General features: G+C 39.9%; 1 protein-coding gene and 1 pseudogene. Both read left to right on the top strand.

Translation table 11 applies throughout. The features are described 5' to 3' along the window. Positions 1-400: 400 nt before the first annotated feature. Positions 401-1,996, top strand: a pseudogene (locus tag BLW31_RS23580) (RNA-binding domain-containing protein). Positions 1,997-2,012: 16 nt separating this feature from the next. Next, the gene (locus BLW31_RS23575; protein WP_010537279.1) at positions 2,013-2,732 is read left to right on the top strand and encodes a hypothetical protein; all 720 of its coding nucleotides are present in this window, start codon (positions 2,013-2,015) and stop codon (positions 2,730-2,732) included. The last annotated feature ends 95 nt before the right edge of the window (positions 2,733-2,827 follow it).

Here is a 2,827-nt window from a genome sequence, read left to right as displayed (position 1 = left end):
GACGAATATTAAGCCTTATTACCTAATTACTGAAAAAATAGTCGCATAGACAAAAAAGAGGAACGACTATTTTATATTAAAAAAAGAAGGGGATGTGCCTTAGTTTTGACACAGCCCCTCCTTTTATATATTAATCATTTTACTTCACTTCCTCAAAATCAACGTGATATATCTATCAGCGACTTGCGTACACGTGTTGCAAATATAACGCAAACCCAAAAATAAGCATCCATAAGCAACACACGCTCTTGCTCACAAAAGTACGATTTTTATTCATAAACAACGAGATGTAAACGCATAAAAATCAAAAGAAAGCGATGCTTTTAACAGATTCTTCGGTTTTATCCTTACCTTTGTGTATGATATTGGGATGTTATACCCGAACAACAATAAAGAAACTATGCAGATACATAACAATACATTGATAGCGGAATGCTCGGCTTACGATTTCAAGGAAATGTTGGAGCGTAAGAAAGTGAAGTCGTGGCTTAAATCCGTATCGGCTTTTGCCAACACGGACGGTGGCAGCTTGTTCTATGGAGTGAACGATGATGGAGTGATTGTAGGTTTGGAGAATCCACAAGCCGATGCTGATTTTATCAGTGAAATGATAAAGGCAAGACTTGACCCTGTGCCGGAAGTTCAACTTATTCCGATAGAACACGAAGGGCATACCCTGCTTGAAGTTAAAGTAAAGGCAGGAACGCTTACACCTTATTATTACTATCAGGATGGAACACGTACCGCATACATGCGAATTGGCAATGAAAGCGTGGAATGTAATTCGCAACAACTTCTTTCATTGGTATTGAAAGGCACGCACATGACTTGGGATTCACTGCCTACCCAAGTGGATGCCAGCAAACATTCTTTCATCATCCTTGCCAATACTTTCCGTGAGCAAACCCATTAGGAATGGAATGACAAGTATCTGGAATCATTCGGGCTGGTAACTCCTGACGGCAAACTGACCAATGCAGGATTGCTGTTTGTGGATAATTGCACGGTATTTCAATCGCGTATTTTCTGCACCCGTTGGACTGGACTCTATAAGGATGATGCCATCAGTTCCGTAGAACATCGGGCTAACCTTGTGCTGCTCTTAAAATATGGTATGGATTTCATCAAAAACTATACCATGAGCGGCTGGGTGAAGATGCCAAACTATCGCCTTAACCTCCCCGACTATTCCGACCGTGCTATCTTCGAAGGATTGGTAAACCATCTTATCCATAGAGATTATACCGTGATGGGCGGTGAAGTACATATCGATATTTACGATGACCGTGTAGAACTGGTATCACCGGGTGCAATGCTTGACGGAACACAGATTCAAGACCGTGACATATACAAAGTGCCGTCCATGCGCCGCAACCCTGTCATTGCGGATGTGTTCACACAGTTGGATTATATGGAAAAACGTGGTTCCGGCTTACGCAAAATGCGAGAGCTTACAGAGAAGCTACCCAATTTCCTGCAAGGTAAAGAGCCGCAATATCAAACGGAAGCGACTTCTTTCTACACCACATTCTATAATTTGAACTGGGGTGACAACGGAAGAATGCCTGTTGAAGAAGTAGCCAACAGGGTAAATAGTACCCTCGAAAAGTACCCGGTAAACGAAGAAAGTTCGGTCGAAAAGTTCGGTGTAAACACAAAAGAGTTCGGCGTAAATGAAGAAAGTTCGGTCGAAAAGTTCGGTGTAAACACAAAAGAGTTCGGCGTAAATGAAGAAAGTTCGGTCGAAAAGTTCGGTGTAAATGCGTATAAGTTCGGAGATACATCGGAAACACAGAAGAAAGTCAGTAAAACTGCACAAAAGATAATCGACCTCGTTATTTCAGATCCTTCAATCACAGCTGATAATATGGCCAACAAGATTGGTGTAACTAAACGCGCTATAGAGAAAAATATCAAGAGCCTTAGGGGTATGGGAATTTTGGTTCACGAAGGTTCAGACAAGGCTGGTTATTGGCGCATTATTGTTAAACCATAAACAGAACAACAAACCTATGGAGACCTCTTTCATACCACTCTTTGCAATCATAGCCATTTTGATTATCGCCTTTTTGTTTGCCTCTTTGCCACAGGTAAACCATAAAACGCGATACCGAGTGCTTTATGCAATAGCCATTATCATGCTATTAGCTGTTATCCCTATTAGTGAATATATGGCTGGTGGCATACAAAACTCAAGTAACAATTATCTGCTTGTCCTAATATTCGATATTGCAGTAGGATATTTCTGTATGTACATTGCTGCTTTGCTAAAATTCAACGTTCTTAAACGAAAGAACCAAGCATTGGAAAACGCCTTGACAGAAAAGCAACAAGAAAATGTAGCAATCCTATTGGAACATCAAAACGAAAAGCAACAAGCACTTCAGCAAGGAGAGTTTGAATGGTTAACAGAAAAAATCAAGGTATTTACCGAAGAAGAACAGGAAGCTATACTTGCCAGTGCTCTATCATTTGCTGAACATGACTTGATAGTTGCTCCCTCAATAAACATACAGCCCAAAGAAACATGTAGTCAGCAAGAACTAATGTACTTTGTCTGCTCTGCTTTTTACAATATGGATAAAAGCCGTAGTAAAATTGTGAGTTTTTTATATAAAATTTTTCCGCTCTATTTTCCTGCTGGAGAAAGTGCATTGGCTAAAAAAATGCCGGGATTAGGAAAGGTTAGGGAGAGAAGAGAAAAAGAAACAACAGCGCTAGTGTCACATTAAAAGGGACTATCCATCTGATTGTGTAAATAGAAAACTACGGGATTTTTCTCGTAGTTTTTTTATTTATGTATTAACTTTGTAAAAATCAGATTTAA

It is taken from the genome of Bacteroides faecis MAJ27, from assembly GCF_900106755.1.
GTDB lineage: Bacteria > Bacteroidota > Bacteroidia > Bacteroidales > Bacteroidaceae > Bacteroides > Bacteroides faecis.
This window is presented reverse-complemented; position numbering and strand designations above follow the sequence as displayed.